Annotated in this window: 14 protein-coding genes and 1 pseudogene; 9 read left to right on the forward strand and 6 right to left on the reverse strand. The window is 49.5% G+C overall.

The features are described from left to right. The first annotated feature begins 163 nt into the window (after positions 1-163). The 3 genes from OXH18_RS05460 to OXH18_RS05470 all read left to right on the forward strand — a co-directional run bounded on the left by OXH18_RS05460 (position 164) and on the right by OXH18_RS05470 (position 3,831). Positions 164-745 carry a hypothetical protein gene (locus OXH18_RS05460; protein ID WP_268611395.1) on the forward strand — a complete coding sequence of 194 codons (582 nt, stop codon included), beginning with the start codon at positions 164-166 and terminating at the stop codon, positions 743-745. Between the two features lie 111 nt (positions 746-856). Continuing rightward, positions 857-1,963, forward strand: a complete 1,107-nt coding sequence (locus OXH18_RS05465; protein WP_268611397.1) for a hypothetical protein — start codon at positions 857-859, stop codon at positions 1,961-1,963. A gap of 185 nt (positions 1,964-2,148) precedes the next feature. Continuing rightward, entirely contained in the window at positions 2,149-3,831 is a 1,683-nt protein-coding gene (locus OXH18_RS05470) for a DUF3352 domain-containing protein (protein ID WP_268611398.1), read from the forward strand. An 8-nt stretch (positions 3,832-3,839) separates the two neighbouring features. Here the strand turns inward: OXH18_RS05470 and OXH18_RS05475 are convergent, their stop codons facing one another. Then, positions 3,840-4,088: a hypothetical protein gene (locus OXH18_RS05475; protein WP_268611399.1), complete on the reverse strand. Its 249-nt coding sequence runs from the start codon at positions 4,086-4,088 to the stop codon at positions 3,840-3,842. A 216-nt stretch (positions 4,089-4,304) separates the two neighbouring features. On the opposite strand from OXH18_RS05475, the gene mutL reads away from it, so the two are divergent. After that, positions 4,305-6,056 carry a DNA mismatch repair endonuclease MutL gene (gene mutL / locus OXH18_RS05480; RefSeq protein ID WP_268611400.1) on the forward strand — a complete coding sequence of 584 codons (1,752 nt, stop codon included), beginning with the start codon at positions 4,305-4,307 and terminating at the stop codon, positions 6,054-6,056. Between the two features lie 109 nt (positions 6,057-6,165). Next, the gene (locus tag OXH18_RS05485) at positions 6,166-7,836 is read left to right on the forward strand and encodes an alpha-amylase (RefSeq protein WP_268611401.1); all 1,671 of its coding nucleotides are present in this window, start codon (positions 6,166-6,168) and stop codon (positions 7,834-7,836) included. Between the two features lie 30 nt (positions 7,837-7,866). Here the strand turns inward: OXH18_RS05485 and rppA are convergent, their stop codons facing one another. Then, positions 7,867-8,565: a two-component system response regulator RppA gene (gene rppA, locus OXH18_RS05490; protein ID WP_268613132.1), complete on the reverse strand. Its 699-nt coding sequence runs from the start codon at positions 8,563-8,565 to the stop codon at positions 7,867-7,869. Positions 8,566-8,820: 255 nt separating this feature from the next. Continuing rightward, positions 8,821-9,336, reverse strand: coding sequence for an Hsp20/alpha crystallin family protein (locus OXH18_RS05495; RefSeq protein ID WP_268611402.1), 516 nt, complete (start codon positions 9,334-9,336; stop codon positions 8,821-8,823). Positions 9,337-9,659: 323 nt separating this feature from the next. On the opposite strand from OXH18_RS05495, the gene OXH18_RS05500 reads away from it, so the two are divergent. Continuing rightward, positions 9,660-10,349, forward strand: a complete 690-nt coding sequence (locus OXH18_RS05500) for a queuosine precursor transporter (protein WP_268611403.1) — start codon at positions 9,660-9,662, stop codon at positions 10,347-10,349. Positions 10,350-10,651: 302 nt separating this feature from the next. On the opposite strand, the pseudogene OXH18_RS05505 reads toward OXH18_RS05500, so the two are convergent. Beyond that, positions 10,652-10,870 (reverse strand): annotated as a pseudogene (locus tag OXH18_RS05505) (hypothetical protein); the annotation flags it as partial. A 9-nt stretch (positions 10,871-10,879) separates the two neighbouring features. On the opposite strand from OXH18_RS05505, the gene OXH18_RS05510 reads away from it, so the two are divergent. Both OXH18_RS05510 and OXH18_RS05515 read left to right on the forward strand, forming a co-directional pair. Beyond that, a complete protein-coding gene (locus OXH18_RS05510; protein ID WP_268611406.1) occupies positions 10,880-11,122 on the forward strand; it encodes a DUF1902 domain-containing protein in 243 nt (80 codons plus the stop codon). Between the two features lie 3 nt (positions 11,123-11,125). Beyond that, a complete protein-coding gene (locus OXH18_RS05515) occupies positions 11,126-11,323 on the forward strand; it encodes a type II toxin-antitoxin system HicA family toxin (protein WP_268611407.1) in 198 nt (65 codons plus the stop codon). A gap of 42 nt (positions 11,324-11,365) precedes the next feature. Here the strand turns inward: OXH18_RS05515 and dnaN are convergent, their stop codons facing one another. Both dnaN and aqpZ read right to left on the reverse strand, forming a co-directional pair. Further along, entirely contained in the window at positions 11,366-12,532 is a 1,167-nt protein-coding gene (dnaN, locus tag OXH18_RS05520; RefSeq protein ID WP_268611408.1) for a DNA polymerase III subunit beta, read from the reverse strand. Positions 12,533-13,310: 778 nt separating this feature from the next. Continuing rightward, positions 13,311-14,072 (reverse strand): aquaporin Z, encoded by a 762-nt coding sequence (gene aqpZ, locus OXH18_RS05525; RefSeq protein WP_268611410.1) that lies wholly within the window; start codon positions 14,070-14,072, stop codon positions 13,311-13,313. A gap of 1,130 nt (positions 14,073-15,202) precedes the next feature. Between aqpZ and OXH18_RS05530 the strand changes: the two genes are divergently transcribed. After that, positions 15,203-18,052 (forward strand): DUF4912 domain-containing protein, encoded by a 2,850-nt coding sequence (locus tag OXH18_RS05530; protein ID WP_268611411.1) that lies wholly within the window; start codon positions 15,203-15,205, stop codon positions 18,050-18,052. Positions 18,053-18,172: the final 120 nt, after the last annotated feature.

Below are 18,172 nucleotides of genomic sequence, written 5' to 3' on the forward strand. Positions count from 1 at the left end.
GCTCCTACTACGACAATACTGGGAGGAGCCGATTGGAAACAACCTTAGAACCGAACCACAGTAGTCGCGATCTCCCCCCGCTGGAATTCAGTCTTAGTAGTCTTAGTAGTCTTAATAGATAGGGATAGGTGGGGTGTCTAGTTGTTTCTAGTTTACGCAATTTATGACGATCGTTCTTTGCCCAGGTATCCATCCTCCCGCTTTTACCGAATCTTTCATCAAAGGGCTTGACATTTCGCCTCATGACCTGCTCGTGTTTCCGACCAATCGCTATCCGGCCTATTCGGTCTATCATCTGGTGCAATTTCTGCAAGAGACGGTTCCAAAGCAACCCAAGCAGGCTTTGCTGTTGATTGGATTCAGTGCTGGGGCAGTAGCTGCCGTGGGTGCAGCGACGGTTTGGCAGTTACATGGGAGCGTGAAAGCGGTGATGGCGCTAGATGGGTGGGGAGTTCCACAACTGGGAACCGTGCCGCTGTACCGCTTCAGTCACGATGCTTTTACCGCTTGGAGTTCAGCGTGTTTAGGTGGACAATCCCTCGCCTTTTACGCAGATCCAGCCGTGGCCCACCTAGAGCTATGGCGATCGCCAAAAACCACCCAAGGATGGCTCATTCAGAACTCCGATCCGGCTATCCCCAGCCCCCAGCCGCTTACCTGGACACGTACCACTCCTTCAACCTACGAGCGATCGACCATGGCCGAAGTCCTCAGGAAACTGCTGAAAAAATACGGAGAAATTTAAAGCCACGACAAAGTTTGTCACTTCAGCCACCCAAAATATGCCTAGTGGTGGAAATTTCACTTAATATGGTCAAGAATATTTTGCAATGTGACGTCTTCATCGTGGACGGATATGAGCAAGCGACGTGATGCTGGGGCGAATAGACGAATTCCATCCGGGAGGATTTCACATTTTTACTTTAAAGAAGAGTTCGACATTAACCCTACCGCTCCTGCACCTCCGAAGCGATCATTGCGGTGGATAGTGCCCATTCTTCCCATCGCTATTTTTTGCACTTCGATCGTACTAGCCGTTGCCTTTACTGTTCGAGACACCAAGCAACATGGTCCAGCGGTGGAGACGCTTAAAACCGAGGCTTTTCGGTGGGCGGTTAACCGGGCCATGAGTGCGGCTGAACTCACCCAAACTGCCAATTCTCGGGATGAGTGGTCGATCGTCAGTACCTGGTGGAAAGAGGCGATCGAGTTGATGGGAGCCGTGCCCAAATCGCATCCCAAGTATCAACTAGCACAACAAAAAGTAGAAGAATATCAGCAAAACCTGACCTATGCTCAAACTCGCGTAGACAACAACAACCGCAATGGGGTGACAGCGACCCATTTGTGGTCGATTGGGTCTAGACGCATCGATGTTTTAAGCATTCAAGGAGAGCCAACCCATCAGTCTCGCTATGATGCACTCTGTCAAGAAGTGATGTACTACGGGGGCAGTGTTGTTGAATTGAGTAATGGAATTGTAGTGCGCTATGAAGACCAAGACAAAAACCTAAGAGTTGCTTCAAACAATGCGATAGTGTCAGCGCCTAAGGCTCCCTTCGTTTGGACGCTGGGTTCTTCCAAAGATGAAGTTTTCAAAATTCAGGGAACTCCTAGCCGTGTTGTGCGCTATGACTCTTTGCGCAAAGAAACGCTTTATTACAACTACAACACAATTGAGCTAACGGATGATCATGTTACGGGTTATAACAACCTAGACGGAACCCTCAAAGTAGCGATGACACCCGTACTATTACCGAACACCAATTTCAGCAGCTTCTGGACGATCGGCTCCGATCGCAATGAAGTGTTCCGAGTACAAGGCACCCCATCCCAAGTGTCACTTGAACATTCGTTATGCCGCGAAACATTGCGCTATGGCGGAAGCACGGTTGAACTGAAAAACGGGTTTGTGTCGGGCTACGACAACATCAGCAAAAATCTACGGGTCAAAGTTCAGTAACCTTGCCCAACCTTGCCAAGCGGTGGGGAACGGTACAGCATCTGCCATAAACCACAACGGTGTATTGTTTGTATTGTTATTGATGTGTTTTTAACCACTGGCAATACTACACTAAGGGTTGGTACGGGAGTGCTGCTCTGCATCAAGTGCTGCTTCTTACCCTGCTGCCTACCTTAATTGTGTGCATGAAGACTCGATCGTTTGTCTCTATTCTCGTTGCTATCTTCCTCGTGCTCCTGCTGATTGGTGGTGTTGGAGCCTATTGGTTAGCGGCTAATCATCCCAATCGAGCGCTGCAAGCGGAACGGACCAGTCACGCCACGCAGTTTGTGTCACGGCAATCTCCACTGGTGGTATCGCTGCTGGTAAATCCCGATCGGTTAGCAGCATCCGGTTTAGCGAAAACCCCACCGGGGCAACGACAGCAATGGTTGGGACAGTGGCGACAGTTTCGGCAAACGTTGTTAGAGCAAACCGGATTAAACTACCGCCGTGATATCCAGCCCTGGTTGGGGAATGAACTCACCTTTGCTGTCACAACTACCGATTTCGATCGGGATCTCAGCAATGGTCGGCAAACTGGATATTTAATTGCCGCAGCGATTCACCGTCCGGAGCAAGCTGAACGATCGATCCAAGCCTTCTGGCAGCGACAAGCCACCACAGGCGCAGATTTGGTGTTTGAACCCTATGCGGGCGTCACCCTGATTCATGCCAATGACGGCACGACGACAACTCCCGATTCTGAACAAAGCTTGACAACTGCCATGATTGGCGATCAGTTCGTCCTGTTTGCTAATTCTCCCAAAGTGCTGCGGGATGCCATCAATAATCTGCAAGTGCCAGAACTGAGCTTAGGCAACAGCGAATCCTATCAACAGGCAATCGACCGCTTAACCAATCCACGCATTGGTATGGTGTATGTTCATTTTCCTCAACTTGCAAGCTGGTTAGAAGACACCACTATTTCTGACCCAACAATCGCCAACCTTTCTCCTACGTTTGACAGTTTGGTGATGGACGTGCAGCTTACCTCCCAGGGACTGTTGGCAGATGCGCTGCTATTGACCGCACCTGGACAAACGATCGAAGTCAGCCGACCTCAGTTGTCTGAACCGGTACCAGCCTTGCAATATATTCCAGCCACAAGTCCGCTAGTGGTAGCAGGCAAAAACTTGGCACAACTTTGGCAGCAATTGGACACAGGTCTAGCAGGCTCTCTGCAAACCCAGTTTCGTAAACCTCTACAAACTTTGGCACAGCGCTGGCAAGTGCAACCGGAAGAGATTTTTGCGCTGGTTCCCGGCGAATATGCTCTCAGTTGGCTTAACCAGGACGCTGAATCTTTAGATTGGGTGATTGTCACCGAACGATCGGACGCAACGATTGCTAGCCTGGCCCACCTAGATGATCTGGCGCAAAATCGAGGCGACAGCGTCAGCACGTTTACCATTGCTGACCAACCTGTGACGGCTTGGACAAAACTTTCCACCATTTCAGTCAATTCTGGGCGATCGTCGCGCTCCTCGGTGAAGCTGGAAGCCGAAGTCGAGGGCGTTCACACCACGGTGGGCAATTATGAAGTCATCGCCACCTCACTCGATGCTATGACCCAAGCGATCGATCCATCGCAACCCACGATGCTTTCAGCGGGCGCCTTTCAACAGGCCATTGCACCACTACCAACGCCGAACAGCGGTTACCTATACCTAGATAAAACCGTAGTAAAACACCTAGAGCGCTCTACCAATCTGCGATCGATTCTTAAACCACTGCGCCCCTTCTTAGAACCAGTGCAATCTGTAACAATCAGTGGTTATGGCGGCAGTCGCGATGCGCTCCACAGTATTGTTTTTCTGAAGCTATAGCCTTCCCCTCACAGTGACCAAAACAACGCTTGCGGGATGAGTTGTTGTTGATCCGGTTGCCAGCAAGCCACTAGACAACGCTTGCCTTCTTGCCGTTCCCTATCCTGGAGCCAGCATTGCTTCAAACAACGACGTTGGCAGGCTTTTTCCACCCTCCCTTTGCACTCATTGGCACTAGGCGATGGCGGCAGTGGTTGATCATCCAGTAGAACGCCGCCGAGAAAATCAACATCTGCACGCTCTAGAAGTCTGCTCAAAAACCTGTTCATCGTATCATCTTTGACCAATTAGATATTTTCCAGCATAGAAAAACCGTCCCTGTGCCAGCTTCCGACAGTTGTTGTACCCAGTGGGATGAATCATCCTCCTGCTGTGGAGCAAGACCACTCACCCGAACGAGAATTCGTTAGGATCAGTAAAACCAGTAGGACAAATTCGCGATCGATCGGGGGGCATTGGCTTTAAAAGAGGGCATGGCTTCTAACCGTCAATCTGACCAGCAACCGAGTCATACAACAGCCATTCAAACGCTGCCGACTGAAGTCATTCACTTGATGGCGGCTGGAGAAGTGATTGACTCTTTGGCAGCGGTGGTGCGCGAATTAGCCGAAAATGCCTTAGACGCCAAGGCGACACGAATTGTCGTTTCGGTTTGGTTAGACCAATGGCGCGTGCGAGTGGTAGATAACGGCGTAGGTATTCCCCTAGACGATTTGCACCAAGCGGCTGTTTCTCACAGCACCAGCAAAATTCGATCGAGCCAAGATCTGTGGCACGTTCACAGTTTGGGGTTCCGGGGCGAAGCGCTACACAGCCTAGCGCAATTGGCGGATTTGGAGATTTGCAGCCGTTGTATTGATGCAGACGGTTGGCACGTCAAGTATAGTGCTGAGGGTGAAGTTGAGGCGATCGAAACGGTGGCCATTGCCCCTGGAACGGTTGTCACGGTCTCGGATTTGTTTGGTCACTGGACAGCCCGCCGCCAGACACCGCCGCCTACCCAACAATTGCGGTTGATTCAATCAACAATTCATCATTTAGCCCTTTGCCATCCGCAAGTGACTTGGCAGGTGCAGCAGGGCGATCGCAACTGGTTTTCCATTGGGTCTGGGACCACGGCTCAGCAAATCTTGCCGCAGATTTTGCGAGATGTGCAGCCCAGCGATCTGCAACGGGTGCAAGTGCCGCTAATGCAATCGAGTAATTCCAATGCAGCTAGGGCGCTTGATTTATTGATGGGATTGCCCGATCGCTGTCATCGTCATCGCCTGGATTGGGTCAAAGTGGCGATCAATGGGCGCATGGTCAAATGCCCAGAACTAGAGCAGTGCATTGTGAGTGCCTTTCGTCACACCCTTCCCCGCGATCGCTATCCCCTTTGCTTTGTACATTTGCAAGTTCCGCCCAGCGAGATCGATTGGAATCGCCATCCCGCCAAGGCCGAAATTTACTTGCGATCGATGAGCGACTGGCAGCAAGCCATCGTTGAGGCAATTGATCAAGCGCTGCGGTTGGGTTCAGTAACATTACCAGACTCTGCCTATGCTACCCGTGTCGGCCACCTAATTGAAACCGCCGATCGGAAAGTGACCGAAGGCGCAGGGCAATATCGCGCCAGTTCCTCTAAACCACCAAAACCAGACACCGACGCACTTTCTGATTCCCTGGCTTCCTCCCTTCCTCCCGCTTCTCTGAAAGCCGTGGCTCAAGTCCACAACATGTACATCCTGGCCGAGCATCCGGCGGGAGTTTGGCTTGTAGAGCAGCACATCGCCCACGAGCGGGTTTTGTATGAGCAACTCTGCCAGCGCTGGGAACTGGTGGCTCTCGATCCGCCCCTGATTTTGCATCAACTTTCCGCTGCCCAGCTTGAGCAACTTCAGCGCCTTGGAATATCGGTTGAACCATTTGGCGAGCAGCTTTGGGCGGTGCGATCGGCTCCAGAACCGTTGGCCCCTCGATCGGACTGTGCCGATGCCCTACTGGAACTCAGCTTGGGAGGCAATTTAGATGCTGCCCTTGTAGCGACCGCCTGCCGCACCGCTATTCGCAATGGGACGCCCCTCTCGCTCTCCGACATGCAAGACCTGCTCGATCGCTGGCAGCAAACCCGCCACCCGCGCACCTGTCCGCATGGTCGCCCTATCTATTTACCCCTAGCAGAAACCAGTCTATCTCGCTTCTTTCGTCGCCACTGGGTGATTGGTAAAAGCCACGGAATTTAACACTTGGCAAGGAGCAACTTTCTCAAATTTCTAAACGTAATGTTGCTTACTCCAATCGATCGCGGCTCTGGGATACAGTCAGCTTGAACTTATTAACCGTCTTATAAAAATGGCTAACACATTTCAAACCCTCCAGAAGCGGTTTCAAGCGATCGGTAAAAACTTAACTCCAGAAGTCTTAGATCAATCAGTTCGCACCTTAAAAGAATGGCTAGAGCAAAACTATCCACAAGTGGCCCAGCGCCAAGCCACAGGAGACTATAACGGCACAATGATGCAGTGGTTCCATTGGTACATTCCCCCCGATGGCACGCACTGGAATCAGTTGAAACAAAGCGCCCCAGATTTAGCCAAAGCAGGGATTTCTGCCCTATGGCTACCACCTGCCTCGAAAGCCAACGGGGGTGGGTATGATGTCGGCTATGGCATTTATGACTTGTTTGATTTGGGTGAATTCGATCAAAAGGGCACTGTGCGCACCAAGTACGGCACCAAGGATGAATACCTAGCAGCAGTGCAGGCTGCTCATCAAGCCGGATTACAGGTTTATGCCGATGTGGTTTTTAACCACAAAATGGGAGGAGATGCCGAAGAAGAATTTGAAGCGATTCCCTTCGATTTCAACGATCGCAACCGACCGTTAGGCGATGCGCGAACCATCAAATCCTGGACACGATTTGACTTCCCAGGTCGAGGTGATAAGTACTCTAGCATGAAGTGGCACTGGTGGCACTTTGACTCGGTAGACTACAACGGCTATGACCCTGGCTATCGCGCTGTTTATCGCATGAAAGATAAAAACTTTGAAGACAAAGTAGACCTGCAAGGCGGCAACTATGATTACCTCATGGGTTGTGATCTAGATGTGAATCATCCCGAAGTGCGGGGCGAATTGAAGTATTGGGGCGAATGGTTGCTAGATACAGTGGGGATAGATGGGTTTCGCCTCGATGCCATCAAGCACATCAATGGAGATTTCTTCGTAGATTGGTTGGAGCATCTAGAACACTACGCCAAGCGCAGTTTGTTCTGTGTGGGCGAATACTGGACAGAGGATTTCGCCACCTTAAGTTGGTACATCGGTAATGCGGGAGGGCGACTGAGTTTGTTTGATGCACCATTGCACTACAACTTCCACCGGGCTAGTAAAGCCGGGGGCTATTACGACATGCGATCGATTCTGGATAATTCGCTGATGAAAAATCTGCCTCTGTTTGCCGTCACGCTGGTAGAAAATCACGACACGCAACCGCTGCAAGCCCTGGAATCCCCCGTAGAATCCTGGTTTAAGCCGTTAGCCTACGCCATAATTTTGCTGCGGGGCGAGGGCTATCCCTGTATTTTCTATCCTGATTATTACGGGGCTCACTATCGAGATAAAGGGCGTGACGGCAACGAGTACGAAATTTGGCTGGAATCCCACAAATGGATCATCGATCGCCTATTGTTTGCCCGCAAGCACTTTGCCTATGGGCCACAATATGATTATTTTGATCACCCGGATATTATTGGCTGGACGCGCCTCGGCAATGAGCACCATCCCAGAGCCATGGCTGTGATTATGAGCGATGGGCCCGGCGGCAGCAAGTGGATGGAAGTCGGCAAACCCAACGCCACTTTCTATGACATTACCGAAAGCGTCAAAGAACCGATTCAAACCAACGAGCACGGCTGGGGTGAGTTTCGCTGCAACGGTGGCTCGGTTTCGGTGTGGCTCGAACAACAATCCCTGCGATCGAAACTCTCGGAACTGCTGTCGCCGCTGGGCATTTCCTTGTAAGCAAGCTTGGGCAAGGAAGTCCTTACCGACTTATTCGTTGCTATATCCAGCAGAGACCCCAAACCGATAGCCCTTACCATACACACTGTGAATGAGGGTGGGTTCATCGCCTACCTCAATTTTGCGTCGCAATAATCGCACCTGAGCGGCCAACGCATTGCTGCTCGGTTTTTCATCGTCATCCCAAAGCTGTTGATGAATTTGATCATGCGTGAGTAGTTGATTGGGATGACGCATAAAGAAAGCTAATAGCCGACTTTCTTTGTCCGATAGCTCAATCGATCGCCCTCGTCGATAGGCCACTTGGCTAGACAAATCAAGTTCTAGATCATCCACTTGCAAGCGCTGTGCAGCTAACGGCTCGATCGTGGAAGGACGTCTCAGCAACGCTCGCACCCGGGCCAACAGTTCGCGCAACTCAAACGGTTTGACAATGTAATCATCGGCTCCGGCATCTAGCCCGCTGACCCGATCGTCGATGGTGTCTTTAGCGGTTAGAAACAACACTGGCGTACTATCACCGTGGGAGCGTAACTGCTGACAAATTTCTAGACCCGATCGATGCGGCAGCATCCAATCTAGAATTAGGAGATCGTACTGCCCTTCCGTGGCCAAGCGACTGCCTTCGGCTCCATCGTGGGCAATTTCCACCTGATAGCCTTCCCGTCGCAAAATGCGGCTGAGGGGGTCTGTCAATTCGGGTTCATCGTCAACCAACAGAATGTGCATAGACACAGATCAGTCATCCCAACCTATCGTTATAGTATGGCAACAGAGGCACAGTGCGGACAATCGGAAGTTAGCATCAGCAATCGCGAATCAGTAGTGGCAATAAGAGGCAATAAAAAACAAAAGGACATAAAAAAAGAGGCGAGCGAACTCACCTCCTCAATTTCATCTATCTAACACTCATGGGCAAACATACAAAGCCAATGATGAGGTTAACAAGCCCTCAGGGCTGACAGATCCGATCGTCTTTCTAGACTAGCTGTGGCTAGGGTCTGCCCAAGCATCTTCGATCGGTTGAGTGGTCTCATCAGTACCCGTCATTTCAGCCACAGGTTGGCTCTCTGTCAGGTTAATTTTCACAACTTTATTGCGAACTTCCGTCACTTTTGGCAAGGTCAACGTTAGGATGCCATCTTTATATTCCGCTTGCACGTTGTCGTTCTCAACTGCAATGGGAAGTGGAACAACGCGACGGAATTTACCATAGTGAAATTCAGATTTGAAGTAACCCTTCTCTTCTGTTTTTTGTTCGCGATGCTGTTCACCTGAAATTGAAACTCCTTGCTTAGCAACTTGAACATCCAGTGCATTGACATCAATTCCAGGTAATTGCACCCGCAGTACCAGCGTATCACCTGCATCTTTCAATTCAATAGCTGGAGACCATACCGGTTCAGGAGTTGTTGTACCGATTAACTCATCAAAAATTTGATCAATTTGACGGCTTAAGGATTCCATTTCACGCCAGGGTTGCCAGTAACGAACAATCATTGGTTTATCTCTTAAGTAATGATTTTCAGTGCGAATTCTTCATGTCTCTATCGTGCCCTGTGGCAATCGAATTGGCAGTCAGGAGACCTACACCGATCGGTCGAGGTTTCCCCCTATGGTATGAAGGGGAAGGAAATCCGCTAAACTCAATTAGTGCATTTTTATTGTGCAAAGCAGGAGCAGAAACAAAGGACAGTTGCCACTAGGTTGTTTTAGTCAATCGACGATCGGACCCTCATACTCCGACTACAGCTATGGCAGTGCGTTTTTAGACGAATTTCCTATCTCCCACATTTTCCCTCTCCGCAAACCACCCTACGACTATGACTAAATCCTTCAAGCATCTGGACACCATCACCGTATTGTTTGTGACGGTACTACTGATCTCCAACGTAACATCTACCAAGATTGTGGCGCTGGGGCCGCTGACGTTCGATGGTGGCACAATTCTGTTTCCACTTAGCTACATTTTTGGCGACATTCTCACCGAAGTCTACGGTTATGCTCGATCGCGTAAGGTGATTTGGCTAGGATTTTTTGCCGCCCTGTTGATGTCAGTCACGTTTATTGTTGTGGGGGCACTGCCGCCTGCACCAGATTGGACTTATCAAACCGCTTACGAGCAAATTCTGGGGCTGACACCTCGCATTGTTGTGGCAAGTTTGATTGCGTATTTTGCTGGAGAGTTTGCCAATTCGTTTACGCTGGCGAAATTGAAGCTTGTCACACGCGGCCGGTATTTGTGGACACGCACGATCGGCTCAACGCTGATTGGACAAGTGATTGACACTGCTCTGTTTATCTTAATTGCCTTTACGGGTGTAGTTCCCAACGCACTGCTGCTGACGCTGATCATCTCAAATTATTTGTTTAAGTGCGGTGTGGAAGTGCTGTTTACTCCGATGACTTACTGGATTACCGGTTGGTTGAAGCAGCAAGAACGGGAAGATTATTACGACACCCACACAAACTTCAACCCCTTTCACATTTTCGATCGAGAATCATCGGTGTAGCCGTTAAGCGTAGCTGGAAAAGGTCGCATTTTCCAACCCTTACAGGTCACCCTCAACCTCATCCTCAACCTTCAGCAGACTCGCAAACAACTTCATCAACTCGTTCGGCTTTTCTGAGATGCGGCATGAGGATATAGCAGCACTCAAAGCGACACTCAAACTCAGTACGCATCTAGTATTTCTGTAAACAAATAAGAATAACTTTACTTAGACTTGAAAATTTGGAAGATAAAGATGAGTAAAGACAAAACATCGAACAGATTCATTGATATGTATATTTCTGAATACAAAAGATGACATATCTATTGACTGAACTGAAGCCTAGGCACTCCTCCGTCTGTAAACGTCCAAATACTCTGTCTTTGCTGAGGAGCATAACTGATGTGGATGGGTCGATCGCACCCATAGTAATACAGCACATCAAACGGCAATTGCTGTTCTAGAATCCACTCTACGAGGCGATCGCTCTCTAACCCCATAACCTGAAAATCACAGGCAGCACCAAGACGATCGCTCAGGTAGAGGCAGGCATGGAACAGGACACTTATCAAATTGATGCCTTTTGGGATGCAGAAGCCGCCGTCTGGGTGGCAACCAGTGAAGATGTACCGGGATTAGCCACTGAAGCGGATACGATCGAGGCACTGAGTCAAAAGCTACGACAGATCATCCCCGATCTACTGCTCCTCAACCATGTCATTTCTGCCGATTATGCAGGGACGATTGCTATTCAACTTACCAGCCATCGGCAAGAACTAATCAAGGTTGCTTGATCAATGGCTACATTGCTCATGCCTGCGCTCAAAAAACTGTTGACAGAAGCAGGTTGTTCTTTTGAACGTCAAGGTAAAGGAGACCACGAAATCTGGTACAGCCCAATGACCGATCGGCGGTTTGTGGTAGACGGCTCGATTAAATCTCGTCACACGGCAAATGCTGTCCTCAAACAGGCAGGACTACCCAAGGCGTTCTAACCACCACTGCTCAATGCCCTTCCTCGTTGGCACTCCTCTTGATTAGGTAGCCCTAATTTGCACAGGCATGACCAAATAAGTCATTTTCATACCACCTAACGGACTCAGAATAGCTGGACTAGTTGACGTATTGAATTGCATCTGCACATCCACCGTATTGAATACTTTTAGTCCTTCTAGCAAATATTTAACATTGAACGCGATCTCCAAATCCTCCCCCGAAATTTGGGCTGGCACAGCTTCACGACCGCTGCCAACATCCTGTGCATCCACCGACAAGACCACTTCCTGTCTAACCGCATCAAGGTTCAGTTTTACAATACTGTTTTTCTGGTCGGCGAGTACTGCAATCCGTTCTAGAGCCGCTAGAAATAATCGCCGATTGATCGTCATTTGCCGAGAAAACTGGCGCGGAATCAGTTGACGATAGTTGGGATATTGTCCTTCTAGCAGCCGACTGGTTAATCGTTGATTCTGCCACTCAAACACGAGTTGTCCTTGATCAAAACGTACCGCCACCGATTCCTCTGCCGCATTCATTTGCAACATTCGTTCTAACTCTCGTAGCGCTTTTGCAGGAACCGTCATGTTGAAGGGCGCTATCGTCTCCGGAATATAAATGCCAGAAGCCTCATCTGCACCGGATTCTGCGTTGAAGGTTTGGACAACAGCCAGCCGGTGACCGTCCGTAGCAGCAAATTCTAAACTTTCTGCTTCTACCGTAATGTGTACCCCAGTCAACACCTGTTTCGTTTCATCCGAACTTGCTGCAAATAATGATCCTCTCAACCCTTCAATGACAGCATCATTGGGTAAATGAACCACGTCACCCTCTTCGATCGACGGCAACTCTGGATAGTCAGATGCTCCCATCCCCCGTACCTGATACCGACCCGTCGCACAGGTCAACGTCACCATCGCGTCATCCTCATCTTCATCTAGGGTCAGTTCACCATCGGGCAGACGAGAAACGATATCTCCAAATAGCTTTGCAGGCAAGGTCAGGGTTCCACCTTGTTCAACATGAGCCTGAAAACTTGTTTGCACTCCCAAACTTAGATCAAACCCGGTTAAACGAATTTGTTGTGTGTCTGAGTCAGCAATGAGCAACACGTTTGCCAAAACTGGATGAGTTGGACGCGATGGTACAGCACGGCTTACAAGCGAAAGATGAGTGTTCAGTTCAGTTTGGTTGCAGATAAGTTTCATAGGGGGAACTGGGCGCTGAGACTTAAAAAAAGCAGATGAAAGATGAGCGTGAGAGGTAAATTGTAAATCGAGATGCTGAAATCGGATCGAGGAGCTTAATTTTTATGGTTGTGAAGTTGGGGTTTTGTTTACTCACCCCGTGATCTAATTCCGATCAAACCCTTGATCTAGATCCTGATCGTTAACTCGATCGCCGCCTCAATCGTTGATTCGATTACGGGTGTCGATCAAACTGCATTCATCAATCTTCATGCATCATCTTCTCTCAATCGAGTTGGCATGGATTTGAAGAGTGATCCTAGCACCGTTAATCGAAAGCTTCAATTTGTTTCGCTCAAAGTATAGACCCCAAACCCAACAAATCTCTATATCTAAAAATAGTTTTAAAGAGATCGATCAGTAGTAGAGCCTGTGGAAAAAGTGGAAAACTCTTAAAGCATAGATCCAAAGCAAGATTCCAGCGATTGAGCTTGTGGAAAACATGGGGAAAACGGGTTCTGTTTCTGATTAAGTATAAATACTTGTCATGGTTTTTCGATTGGCAAAGCGGGTTTTCCACGGGTTTTTCAAGCTGCTTTCCACAGAAAACTAAAAGTTTTCCACAGCCTCAATTGAAGTAACAAAAAGCAATGCAAAGCAATACAAAGCAACAAAAAGTGGGAGATGTTTCGATCGCCTAAACCGGCTTTCTTATCACAATCTCCCACGTGGCTTATGTGAGGACACACTTGGATATTTTTAAAGGCAGCTTACCGCTGCTTTCGATAAGCAATCTTGGCTATACGGTTTCTCGAACGCGCTGCATCTCTGGGACAGAGGGTGCACTGAAGACAGACGAATACAAGAAACCAGCCAGTAATGCCCCCAAAATTGGGGCGACCCAAAACAACCAAACTTGCCCAAATAATTCGGGCCCTGCAAACACAGCCACCCCAGTACTGCGAGCCGGGTTTACAGAGGTATTAGTAACAGGAATACTAATTAAGTGAATTAATGTCAAGCAAAGCCCGATCGCAATCGGCGCAAATCCTTTTGGGGCCCGTCCGTCTGTTGCTCCCATGATAACGAGCAAGAAGATGAACGTTAGTAGAACTTCAATGAGAAAACAAGCCAACAGAGCATAGCCACCCGGAGAGTGTTCTCCATAGCCATTGGTTGCTAGCGGATTTGATCCAGTTAAGGCAAACCCTTCACGACCGTTGGCGATGACGTAGATCATGCCCCCTGCTACGATTGCCCCTAAAACTTGAGCAATGATGTAAGGCAGCAATTCCGAAGCTGGGAACCGCTTACCCGCCCAAAGCCCAAACGACACGGCCGGGTTAAAGTGTCCTCCAGAAATGTGCCCTACTGCGTAGACCATGGTTAATACCGTTAAACCGAAAGCAAGAGAAACACCCACTAGACCAATGCCAAGGGGATTTGTGCCAGCAGCAGCATTATAGGGAAAGACGGCCGCGAGAACGGCGCTACCACATCCCCCAAAAACTAACCAGAACGTTCCTATAAATTCAGCAAGACAGCGACTTACAAGCGGCATATGAACAACTCCTTGGAACCCTAAACTATGACGAAATAACCACTAAGGCTTGCGCAAGTTTAGATTTTTTGTCAACTCAACACGGGCTGAGTCAATACAACGTGATTAAGCGTAGAAGTAATTAGAGATTGAAGCTTCCGCTGCTTTGCTGAATCCTCAGTATGGCGGTAGCATCAACTCGTTCATTGAATACTTCAAGCAAGTGAACTTTATAAAACGATGACAGAATGATCAAAAAAAACTGCATCATAATCGGAAAAAAAGGTTAAGATTTTGTCAAAAGAGGGAAAAATCTAAGCCAGATACCGTTCTAACGCTGCGAACAAATTAGACTTCCTCTACATAATTTGTAATCTCTGGCTTACTCAAGCATCACTGCTGGCTTCAGCCTAACCTAAGGAATCTATTCATTCGTTTCTTCCACAAAGTTCGATTTTTGTCAACAGCCAAGTTGCCGAATCTATTTCTACTAAATGGCTGATATTTACAAAATAGATGCCAAACAGGTCTAAGCACGTGAAATCACTGAGATGGCGGATGTAACACCATCACTAAACTTCCTATTCTTATTCTTGAGGAAACCCAGTCAGGTTAAAACCAGCGTAAAGATTCCTGCTCTCACAAGTCTCTTAGGAGCTTGAGGGGGCAGGACTTCCTACAATGTAGGGTGTGTAGGGCGTGGCCGTGGTTTTTTCCTTTCTTCAAAGTAGGGTGTATTAATCCTGTAAAACGGATTGAGAAAACCTATGCTAAGTGAAACTGATGTCAGGTCGTATTTGTGCTAGCAGAGTATTTTTAGCAGAATGAAATGAGAGGTGTGGGCGTTATTGTATGAACAGTCCCAGTTGTCACGTATGCTTATTTTGGGGAAGGAAGGGGTTCGGTCGCCACATCTGCCAAGTAGATTAATGAAAACTTTACAAAACCACCAGCAATCTGCTTTAAGAAAGTCTTAGAAGGTATTGATTCAAGTCGTCGGTTAGTTCGTTGATGTGGTTGATTGGTTGATGTGAATTTGTTGGTATAACGCTAGGTTTTGATCAGATTGCTGTCCTCTCGTTGCTCCTCTTGCTGCTCTCGTCCTCCTCCAATTGGTTCTGTCCTGTCGTAGCCCTCATCCGGAGAACCTTATGTCTTTTCCTAAGAAGCCCCGTCCAATTCCTCGATCGTCGAATATGTCGGCGGCTACTCTACTATTACTGCTGGCGATCGTCGCGGTCCCCGTTCCCTTGACCTCAGCCCTGCTGGTTCGTCCAGGTCTTGCCCAGTCTCCTAGTCCAGCTTTTCCGTTGCCGACGGCGGTTCCTAGTGGCACAACTGTGCGAATCAATGGGTCTTCAAGCCTAGAATCAATCAATGAGGCGCTAAAGCAGCGGTTCGAGTCTCAATTCTCAGGGACAACGGTAGAGGCGGCCTACGATGGATCAGATGAGGCATTGCAACAATTACTGAATGGCTCGATCGATCTGGCAGCCATTGGCCGACCTTTAACTGAACAAGAGCAGGCGCAGGGGTTAGTGGCGGTGCCTGTGGCTCGAAATAAAATTGCCGTAGTTGTAGGGGCAGATAACCCGTTTAATGGCAGTTTGACTTCTGACCAATTTGCTCAGATGTTTCGCGGTGAGATTACGAGTTGGTCGCAGGTGGGCGGACAACCTATTCCGGTTCGCTTCATCGATCGTCCAGAGAATAGTGATATTCGGCGATCGTTTCAGCAATATCCAGTATTTCAATCGGCTCCATTTGCTACTGGGGCCAATGCAGTGCAGTTGACCGAAGACAGTGCTGAAGCGGTGTCCAATGAACTGGGATCGGATGGGATTGGCTATGTCATGGCCGATCAACTAGCTGGTAGTCCCACGATTCGGGCCCTGTTGATGCATGAGACTCCACCAACCGATCCGCTCTATCCCTTCTCGCAGCCCTTATCCTATGTGTATCGAGGCCCAACCCCAAGCCCTGAAGTTCAAGCGTTTCTGGGCTATGCAGCGGCTCCGGAAAATCAACCAATTGTAGAAGAAGCACGACGGGCTGGCATTGTGGCGGCTGTACCAACAACAGCCCAAGCCTCTCCGAGTCCGGTTGCTTCACCAGAGGCTAGTCCATCGCCAGCAGCAACCGACGCGACCGAGCCAGCGGTTGTTCCGTCGCCTGATCCATCCCCAACCGAGGCAACACCAGGAGCCGTGACCACAACAGAGCGCGATCGAACGGGGGTTCCTTGGTGGCTATGGCTTCTGGCCATTCCGCTGTTGGGAGCGTTGCTGTGGTGGCTATTGCGTGATCGATCGGCCCCTGTTCCTCCTCCAGCGGCGGTTCCTTTGGTTGATGCCAATAGCCGCATGATTTTGACGCCGCGTAATTGTCGAGAAGGGTATGTGTATTGGGAACTGCCCGATCGGCTGGTCAGCGATCTGCGTGCCCAAAATCGCCCGCTGAAGGTTCGGTTGCATGATGTAACAGAGTATGGCATCACAGACTATAGCGTCACTGATGTAGATATCGATCGACATTTGTCCCAATCTCAATCTACCCAGCGAATGAACGTGTTTGACTGCGATGAGCAAGCACAGGATTTGCACGTTGCTATTCCGGTAGATAATCGTGATTATGTGGCGGAACTGGGATATTTTGTTGACGACGATCGCTGGGTTCGCATCACTCAATCTGCCCCGGTCCGGGTTCCTGCCTGTGAACCTGACCCACGTCCAGTTAACACCACTGACGTTACTACCACACCTGTGTCTGCAACAACGGCTACGCCCTTAGCTTCTACCGCGACGGCTCTTGAGGCTGGGGCGGCCGGAGTGGCGGCCGGAATGACCGCTCGATCGGCCCCCAATCCGCAATTAATTGAGGAGCATAGTCGCATCATTTTGACGCCGCGTAGTCCCAAGTCAGCTTATGTGTATTGGGAAGTGTCCAAGGAACACAAAGACTCGTTGCGGCAACAGGGTGGGCGCGATCTAAGGCTACGTATTTACGACACAACCGGGATTGATATCGATGAGCAATCAGCGCATAGTATGCGGGAATATCGCTGTGATGAACTGGCTCAAGATATGCATGTTCCCATTCCGTCAAGCGATCGAGACTATGTGGCAGAGTTGGGATATGTGACGGCCGATCGCCGCTGGTTACGACTGGCTCGATCCGCCCATGTGCACATGCCAGTGATGCCGCTGGCCAATCGCACAACTGCCAATTCACCGACAACTGGAACCACTAACCGAACCACTAACCTCAGAACTGGTGCGCCATCTGGTGGACCTACCTCGGGAACGTCCAGTTCGGAGGCTGCTTCTCGAACTCCTCCTAGCCCACCGCCAGTCAGACCGACACCGATGGTGCGTCAGTCCAGTGAACCTCGTCCTGCTGGAGCGACGGCTGACATGCCAGAGGGAAGCGCTGCTGGAAAAGCGACTGGTTCAGTGGAGTTACCTAGTCGGACAACGCCAGATCGAGTAGACGATCGGCGTAAATCAGGCGCTAATCCAGTTAGTGACGCCGCCAAGGCCGCCGGGGCAGCGCTGGCCGGAGGCGCGGCCGCCATTGGAGCAGGCATGGCCCAAGCTCGCGATCGATTGGGAGCAGATACAGAGAGCGATCGCCAGCGGATGACGGATGGAACCGATGGGCGCCAACGGCAGTGTCGCATTATTCTCGTACCACGAACCCCCAATGCTGCCTATGCCTACTGGGAAGTTTCAGATGATTACAAAGAAGAATTGCGGCGTCAGGGGGGGCAAATTTTGATGTTGCGCATCCACGATGCTACCGATCTAGATATCGATTATCAACCTGCTCATAGTACACAGGATTATGTGTGTGATGAAGGTGAGCAAGATAAACACGTTTCCATTCCTGTGAGCGATCGAGATTATGTGGCGGAATTAGGGTATGTCAGCAATGACGGGCGATGGCTACGGTTAATTCGTTCGTTGCATGTTCGGGTTCCCTCAGATGGTACAAATTTGTAGCTGGGTGCAATGTTCTGGAAGCTGTCCTGATAATGAGTTGGTCAATATGTTGGGCCGTGACAATTTTAAACTTGGTGTTCAGTTAGGGTGATTCTACCTTCCTCTACTGATTCACTTGAT

It is taken from the genome of Thermocoleostomius sinensis A174, from assembly GCF_026802175.1.
GTDB classification, from domain to species: Bacteria; Cyanobacteriota; Cyanobacteriia; order Elainellales; family Elainellaceae; genus Thermocoleostomius; species Thermocoleostomius sinensis.

Excerpts from the sequence above, each read along its gene's own strand:
- OXH18_RS05460 (WP_268611395.1), top strand. The coding sequence starts at position 164 with ATGACGATCGTTCTTTGCCCAGGTATCCATCCTCCCGCTTTTACCGAA.
- OXH18_RS05465 (WP_268611397.1), top strand. The coding sequence starts at position 857 with ATGAGCAAGCGACGTGATGCTGGGGCGAATAGACGAATTCCATCCGGG.
- OXH18_RS05470 (WP_268611398.1), top strand. The coding sequence starts at position 2,149 with ATGAAGACTCGATCGTTTGTCTCTATTCTCGTTGCTATCTTCCTCGTG.
- mutL (WP_268611400.1), top strand. The coding sequence starts at position 4,305 with ATGGCTTCTAACCGTCAATCTGACCAGCAACCGAGTCATACAACAGCC.
- OXH18_RS05485 (WP_268611401.1), top strand. The coding sequence starts at position 6,166 with ATGGCTAACACATTTCAAACCCTCCAGAAGCGGTTTCAAGCGATCGGT.
- rppA (WP_268613132.1), bottom strand. The coding sequence starts at position 8,565 with ATGCACATTCTGTTGGTTGACGATGAACCCGAATTGACAGACCCCCTC.
- OXH18_RS05495 (WP_268611402.1), bottom strand. The coding sequence starts at position 9,336 with ATGATTGTTCGTTACTGGCAACCCTGGCGTGAAATGGAATCCTTAAGC.
- OXH18_RS05500 (WP_268611403.1), top strand. The coding sequence starts at position 9,660 with ATGACTAAATCCTTCAAGCATCTGGACACCATCACCGTATTGTTTGTG.
- OXH18_RS05510 (WP_268611406.1), top strand. The coding sequence starts at position 10,880 with ATGGAACAGGACACTTATCAAATTGATGCCTTTTGGGATGCAGAAGCC.
- OXH18_RS05515 (WP_268611407.1), top strand. The coding sequence starts at position 11,126 with ATGGCTACATTGCTCATGCCTGCGCTCAAAAAACTGTTGACAGAAGCA.
- dnaN (WP_268611408.1), bottom strand. The coding sequence starts at position 12,532 with ATGAAACTTATCTGCAACCAAACTGAACTGAACACTCATCTTTCGCTT.
- aqpZ (WP_268611410.1), bottom strand. The coding sequence starts at position 14,072 with ATGCCGCTTGTAAGTCGCTGTCTTGCTGAATTTATAGGAACGTTCTGG.
- OXH18_RS05530 (WP_268611411.1), top strand. The coding sequence starts at position 15,203 with ATGTCTTTTCCTAAGAAGCCCCGTCCAATTCCTCGATCGTCGAATATG.